The organism is Methylobacterium bullatum (assembly GCF_014845095.1).
GTDB lineage: Bacteria > Pseudomonadota > Alphaproteobacteria > Rhizobiales > Beijerinckiaceae > Methylobacterium > Methylobacterium bullatum.
Genome location: NZ_NKUG01000159.1, coordinates 1 through 7,205 on the forward strand (window position 1 = coordinate 1; position 7,205 = coordinate 7,205).

General features: G+C 72.0%; 5 protein-coding genes and 1 pseudogene. 5 read left to right on the forward strand and 1 reads right to left on the reverse strand.

The window, feature by feature from the left end:
- On the forward strand, positions 1–186 hold a 186-nt coding region (locus tag MBTS_RS23545; protein ID WP_210322882.1), incomplete at its 5' end, for a hypothetical protein.
- Here the strand turns inward: MBTS_RS23545 and MBTS_RS19875 are convergent.
- Positions 164–448 (reverse strand): addiction module antidote protein, encoded by a 285-nt coding sequence (locus MBTS_RS19875; protein ID WP_192216315.1) that lies wholly within the window; start codon positions 446–448, stop codon positions 164–166. The two genes, MBTS_RS23545 and MBTS_RS19875, sit on opposite strands and share 23 nt — an antisense overlap.
- A 191-nt stretch (positions 449–639) precedes the next feature.
- Here MBTS_RS19875 and MBTS_RS19880 point away from each other — a divergent pair, with 191 nt between their 5' ends.
- The 4 genes and pseudogenes from MBTS_RS19880 to MBTS_RS19895 form a co-directional block, all read left to right on the forward strand.
- The gene (locus MBTS_RS19880) at positions 640–4,548 is read left to right on the forward strand and encodes a baseplate multidomain protein megatron (RefSeq protein ID WP_192216316.1); all 3,909 of its coding nucleotides are present in this window, start codon (positions 640–642) and stop codon (positions 4,546–4,548) included.
- Positions 4,549–4,584: 36 nt separating this feature from the next.
- Positions 4,585–6,150, forward strand: a complete 1,566-nt coding sequence (locus MBTS_RS19885) for a DUF2793 domain-containing protein (protein WP_147833430.1) — start codon at positions 4,585–4,587, stop codon at positions 6,148–6,150.
- Positions 6,151–6,229: 79 nt separating this feature from the next.
- Positions 6,230–6,904, forward strand: a complete 675-nt coding sequence (locus tag MBTS_RS19890; RefSeq protein ID WP_192216317.1) for a lysozyme — start codon at positions 6,230–6,232, stop codon at positions 6,902–6,904.
- Positions 6,905–6,952: 48 nt separating this feature from the next.
- Positions 6,953–7,205 (forward strand): annotated as a pseudogene (locus MBTS_RS19895) (hypothetical protein); the annotation flags it as partial.

Sequence of the window (7,205 nt, forward strand, 5' to 3'; positions counted from 1 at the left end):
GAGAGGGACGCGCCCTGCCTGCAAGAATGGATAAGTGAATCCAGTAGCCGCGTGCGGGGCGAGGCGAGGCGCACCGATGTGCGGGTCTGGATTGATGGCCGCACAGTCGACCTCACCGCCGCCCGCACCAAGCGCATGTGCTCCGGTTTCAGGATGGTCTGTTTCAGGAATGCGGAAGGACGGTGAGCCTCACACGCAGCCCATCCATGACCTTCCGGACGGTCTCGTAACGCAGCTTCGAGCCCGGGGAGAGCGCCTTGTAAAGAATTTCCCAGCCAATCCCGGAATCCTTGGCGATCTGCGTCATGCCCCGCGCCTTGGCCACGTCGCCGAGGGCCGCGAGAAACACTTGGGGATCCGAATCTTCGAGGGCGGCCGCGAGATACTCGGCGATGGCTTCGACAGTGCCGAGATACTCCGACGCGTCGAAGGGCGTGAACTCTGTCATGGCGTGCTCCGGTCAAGCGAAGAGAGCATGGCGATGGCGTCCTGTGAAAGCTTTCGCGTGCGCTTGGGCAGTGACCGTTGACGTTCCTCTTTAACCGGCACGCGCACTTCGTCCCCTCCCCGCAGGCGGGGCGAGGCGATGCGCACCGAGTGTCCCTGATCCTTTAGCCCTCCCTCCCGGAGCCCTCCCGCATGGCCACGCTCATCCTGCAGACGGCCGGGGCGGCGCTCGGGACCGCGCTCGGCGGCCCGATCGGCGGGGCCGTGCTGAGCACGCTCGGCGCCGTGGCCGGCGGCGCGATCGACAGCGCCCTGTTCGGGTCGCGGGCCGGGCCGCGCGTCGTGGAGGGGCCGCGCCTGACCGATGTGGCCGGGCTGTCCTCCACGGAGGGCGAGCCGATCAAGCGGGTCTACGGCCGCGCCAAGGTAGGGGGCACCCTGATCTGGGCGACGCGCCCGCTGGAAGTCGCCAATACCAGCGTCCAGCGCGCCTCGTCCGGGGGCAAGGGCGTCGCCGGCCAGAAGATCGTGACCACCACCTATGCCTATTTCGCCGACCTCGCGGTGGGGCTGTGCGAGGGCGAGATCGCCCATGTCCGCCGGGTCTGGGCCGATGGCCGCGAGATCGACCTCACCACGCTGAATTACCGCCTGCACCGGGGCGGGGCCGACCAGGCGCCCGATCCGTTGATCGTCGCCAAGGAGGGCGCGGACCGAGCACCGGCCTATCGCGGCCTCGCCTATATGGTGTTCGAGCGGATGGCGCTGGCCGAGTTCGGCAACCGGGTGCCGCAACTGGCCTTCGAGGTGATCCGCCCGGTGGAGGGGCTCGCCGGGATGGTCCGCGCGGTCTGCCTCATCCCCGGCTCGACGGAGTTCGGCCTCGACCCCCGCCTCGTCACCGAGGATGCGGGTTTCGGCGCCACGCGGGCGGCCAACCGCTTCCAGTTCCAGGACACGACGGACGTCACCGCCTCCCTCGACGCGCTCCAGGCCCTGTGCCCGCGCCTCGCCCGCGTCTCGGTGGTGGCGAGCTGGTTCGGAAGCGACCTGCGCGCGGGCCGATGCACGGTGACGCCCAAGGTCGACCGGCCGGACAAGGCGACGCTTGGCGACACATGGAGCGTCGCCGGGCTGACCCGCGATGAGGTGAAGACGGTCTCGACCGCGCCCATGGGAGGTGCTGCCTATGGCGGCACGCCCTCCGATGCCGGGCTCGGCCGCCTCGTCGCCGAGCTGCGCCGCCGTGGTCTCGAGGTCGTGCTCTACCCGTTCGTGATGATGGACGTGCCCGCCGGCAACGGCCTGCCCGATCCGCGCGACGCGGGAGCGCTCCATCAGCCGCCCTATCCCTGGCGCGGTCGCATCACCTGTTTCCCGGCCCCCGGCCAGCCGGGCAGCCCGGACGGGACCGCCGCTGCGTCCGCGCAAGTGGCGGCCTTCTTCCAGAACCCGGACGGATACCGCCGCTTCCTGCTGCATTACGCCGACCTCGCCGCCGGCTGGGCGGCCGACGGCGTTTCGCTCTCCGGCTTTATCATCGGCAGCGAGTTTCCGAGCCTCACCCGCGTGCGGGGCGAGGCCGGGCGCTATCCGGCCGTGGAGGCGTTCACGGCGCTGGCCCAGGAGGTGCGCGCCCGCCTCGGGGCCGGCGTGGCCCTGGTCTACGCGGCCGACTGGACCGAGTACGGCGCCCATGTCCGCGACGGCGGGGCCACCGTGCGATTCCCCCTCGACTCGCTGTTTTCCGATCCCGCCATCGCGGCGGTGGGCATCGACTATTACCCGCCGATCAGCGACTGGCGCGACGGCGCGGACCATGCCGACCTCGCCGAGACCGACAGCGTCTACGACACCGCCTATCTCAAGCGCCGCCTCGGGGCCGGAGAGGCCTTCGACTGGTACTATGCCAATGACGCCGACCGGCGGGCGCAGGCGCGCACCCCCATCACCGACGGCGCGGCGGGCAAGCCCTGGGTCTACCGGGCCAAGGACCTCGTCTCCTGGTGGTCGAACCCGCATCGCGAGCGGGACGGCGGGATCGAGACCGGCACCACGGCCTGGATTCCCCGATCCAAGCCGATCTGGCTCACCGAGATCGGCGTGCCCGCCGTGGACAGGGGCACCAACGGCCCCAACGTCTTTCCCGACGCGAAATCCTCCGAGAACGCCGCCCCGCCCTTCTCGGCCAACGTGCGCGACGACCTGATCCAGGCCCGTGGCCTCACCGCCATCCTGACCCGCTTCGATGAAGCGCTGCCGGGTTTCGAGCCGGCTCACAACCCGGTCTCGCCCGTCTATGGCGGCCCGATGGTGTCGCCCGGCTCCGTCTTCGTCTGGTGCTGGGACGCGCGGCCCTTCCCGGCCTTTCCGGATTTCGACATGGTCTGGGCAGATGCGGAGAACTGGTCCCTGGGTCACTGGATCACAGGACGGATCGAGGGGCTGGAGCTCGACCGCCTGATCGGCGCGATCCTCGCCGATCTCGGCATCACGGCACCGGCCCGGATCGCCGCCGATGCCTGGCTCGACGGTTACGTCATCGACCGGCCGATGTCGGCGCGCGGCGCCCTGGAGCCGCTGGCCCGGGTCTACGGGCTCGACGTCTCGGCGGTGGGCGGCAGGCTCGACATTCGCTGCCCGCGCCGCGAGAGCCCGATCGTCCTGGCGGCCGCCGATCTCGTGCTCACCGAGCGGGACCGGGCGCCATTGAGCTTCGTCCGCGCCGAGGAATCAGAACTGCCCCGCACGCTCACCCTCGCCTTCTGCAACGGGCAGAGCGCCGATTACCGGACCGCCACCGCCTCGGCGATCCGCCCCACCGGCCTGAGACGGCGCGAGAGCAACGCCGACGCGCCCATCGTCACCCGCCGGGGGAGCGCCGAAGCGCTGGCCGAGGCGCTCCTCGACATGGCCATCGCCGGGCGCGACAGCGCGGGTTTCGCGGTGAGCCCGCGCCGGATCGACCTGGTGCCCGGCGACCTCCTGGCCCTGCCCGGCGCGCGGCTGCCGCATCGGATCGTACGGATCGCCGACAGCGCCGGCGCGCGGCGGATCGAGACCCGCGCGGTGCCGGCCTACCCGTCTCGCCTCGGCGCGACCCAAAATCCCGACGACAGGGGATTCCGGCCGCCCCCGTCCATGGCCGGGCGGCCCTTCGCCCGCGTGTTCGACCTCCCCGTGGACAGGGGCAGCCCGACGATCCTGCAATACCTCGCGGTCTCGGCCGATCCCTGGCCCGGCGAGATGGCCGTCTGGCGCTCGGCCGGCACCGACGGCCCCCTCGGCCTGCACCGGATCGTCGATTATCCGGCCTGCCTCGGCGAAATCCTGACCCCGCTGCCGCCGGGACCCCTCTGGCGCTTCGACCGGGGAACCCGGCTCGATGTGCGCCTGCGCCATGCCGGTGCTCTGTCCTCCATCGCGGAGGACGACGTGCTGGCGGGGGGCAACCTGTTCGCCCTCATGGGCGAGGATGGTCGAATAGAGATCATCGCGGCGGCGGGCGCCGAACTGATCGGCCCCGGCACCTATCGCCTCAGCCGGCTGCTGCGCGGCCTGATGGGGAGCGAGGAGCTCGCCGGACGCGCAAATCCGCCCGGCTGCCTCGTGGTGCGCCTCGACGACGGGGCGGTGGTGCCCCTGCTGGACCGGCTCGACGAGGCCGGCCGGCCGTTCCGCTACCGGATCGGGCCGGCCACCCGCGACCCCGGCGATCCGAGTTATGTCGAACTGCAGGCGAGCGCCGGCCTGCTGCCGCTCCTTCCGCTCGCGCCGGTGCATCCGGTCGCGCGGCGCGAGGCCGGCGGGATCAGGCTGACCTGGCTCCGCCGGGCGCGGCGGGACGCGGATGGCTGGGAGCCGATGGAGATCCCGCAGGACGAACCGGGCGAGACCTACCTCGTCGAAATCCATGCGGCGGACGGCTCGACCCTGCGGACCGCCCGGACGACCGAGCCGGCGCTCCTCTACGCCAACGCCGACGAGAGCGCCGATTTCGGCGCGAAGCAGACCCGCCTCGACGTGAGCGTCGCCCAGGTCGGCACCGTCGCCGGACCCGGCCCGAGCCGCCGTGCCCTCCTGCCCGTCCGCTCCGCCTGAGCGACCCGACCGACCCGACCGACCCGGAGTCACCCCATGTCGCTGACGACAGACAACCTCGCCCTGCCGCTGATCGCGGCGGCGCAGGCAGGAAAACACGTCACCCACAACGAGGCCCTGGTGGTCCTCGACAGGCTCGTGCAGCTCTCCTGCCTCGACAAGGACCTGACGGCCCCGCCGCCTGCCCCCGTGGAGGGAGACCGCTACCTCGTCGCCGGCGCCGCGCCCACCGGCGCCTGGACCGGGCTCTCCGGCCACATCGCCCATTTCCACGACGGGGTCTGGGACGGCCTCACGCCGAGGGCGGGGTGGCTCGCTTATCTCGCGGACGAGGACGCCTTCTACCGCTTCGACGGCACCGCCTGGACCGGCCTCGCCGGGACGATCTCCGCGTTGCAGAACCTCGTCCTCCTCGGCCTCGGCACCCATGCGGATGCGGAGAACCCGTTCTCGGCCAAGCTCAACAAGGCCCTCTGGACCGCACGCGCCACGGCGGAGGGGGGCACCGGCGACCTGCGATTGGCCCTGAACAAGGGGGCCACGGGCAACGTCCTGTCACTGCTGATGCAGACCGGCTTTTCCGGCCGGGCCGAGATCGGCCTCGTGGGCGACGACAGCCTGACGGCGAAGGTCTCGGCGGACGGCAACAACTGGTCCCATGCCTGGCGGGCGCTGGGAAATAGCGGCAATGTCGGATTCGGATCGGCCGCGGCACCGGGCGGCCCGGTGCCGGCCGCCCCGCTCTTCGTCTCGGGCTCGTCGAGTTCCGCCCTGCTCCAGCTCGAATGCTACAGCGCCGGCTCGCCGGTGGCCAACATCACCACGCGCATCGCCCGCGGCACCCCGGCCGCCCCCACCGGCATTCTCGCCGGAGACCGCTTCTTCGGTTTCTTCGGCCGGGGCTACCAGGCGACGGGCGGGTTCTCCGGCAACATGGTCACCTTCAACGGCCTCGCCGAGGAGGATTTCACGGCCACGGCACAGGGGACGCTCGTCGACTTCCAGACGACGGAGATCGGCACGAGCACGCGCCGGTCCGTGGTCAAGTTCAGGGGCAACGGCGCCCTCGAACTCGTCCCCCGTGCCGGCACGCCCGGCGCAGGGCTCGCGCCCGGACAGATCCTGTTCGACGGCACCGCCGCCGCGTTCAAGGGCTATAACGGGACGCGCTGGTCCCGCCTCACCAACCTGCCCCGCTTCGCCGCCGCCATGAGCGCGGACGCGACGATTCCGGCGGGCGCCTGGACCAAGGTGGCGTTCAACACCGCCGAGGTGAACGACCAGGGCGCGTTCGTGCCCGCGACGAACCGGTTCGTCGCGCCCGAGCCCGGCACCTACACGTTCGGCGTGGGCCTCGCCTACCGCAGGATCGGCAGCGCGTCGCCCACCGCGCTCCAGGCCCGGTTCTACCGCAACGGCGCGGCGTCCCCCCGCCACCGGGCGGGCGTGACCGGTCTCGTGGACGGCGTCTCGACCCTCGCCCTCACGGCCACCCTCACTCTGGCGGCGGGCGACACGGTGGAGGTGTTCGCGCAGTTCACCGGCGCCGAGGGCGGCATCCTCGCCGCCGACACGGCGTTCTGGGGCCTCGCAATGCCCTGAGCCGCCCGGGAGGCAATGTCCTCCTGATCGCGCGTCGCCGCACGACGCGTCTTCCCCGTTCCCAAACCCGGAGTGAACCATGGATCTCAGCGCCATCGGCCATGCCGTGCTCGTTGCCCGCGAGGGACGGCGCCTCGAGGCTTACCGCGATTCCGTCGGCATCTGGACCATCGGCATCGGCCATACCAGCGCGGCGGGGCCACCCGTGGTGACACCGGGCCTGCGCCTGACGGCGGCGGAATGCGACGCGCTCTTCGCCCGCGATGTCGGCCGCTTCGTGCGCACCGTCGCGGCGGTGGCACCCGCCGATCTGCCGGACCATGCCTTCGATGCCCTGGTCTCCCTCTGCTTCAACATCGGCGAGGGCGCGTTCCGCCGCTCGACCGTCGTGCGGCGCCTGAATGCCGGTGACCGGGCGGGCGCCGCCGAGGCGATCCTGATGTGGAACCGGCCCGCCTCGCTGATCCCGCGCCGGAGGGCCGAATACGACCAGTTCCGCACGCCCTACGCGACGGCCCTGCCGCGCGCCCGCTCCACCGATCCCACGGCGATCCCGCGCCCCGCCGGCCCGGTGATGGAGCGACCGGAGGAGCGGCCGGGGATCGTTCCGAACCCGGCCATCGGTTCCGAGCGCCGCCCCCTCCCCCGCACGCCCTCGGTGCGGGCCGCGCCGCCCCAGCGGAGCACCGCGCCCGTGAGTGCCTGGGCGCGCCTCAAGACCTCGCTCCGGGCGCTGTTCGGCGCACGCGCCTGAGCCCGGAGCACCCGGTTCTCCCTCCCCTGCCGCATCCCGGAGATCGCCATGAGACCCTCGCCCCTCGTCCTTGCCGGCCTTGCCGCCCTCCTCTCCTCCTGCGCCGCCTCGCCCTGCATGGCGTCGCCCACGGATGCCACCGTCCTCCTGCCCTGGGGCGACGGCGCGATCGCGCTGGCCCACCTGATCACCGCCTTCCTGGTGCCGCTCGCGATCACCGCGGCGACCGCCGCAGTGGCGCGGATCGCCGGCCCGTTGCAGGTCCTGATCACGACCTCCCTCGTGGAGCGCCTCGTGCCGA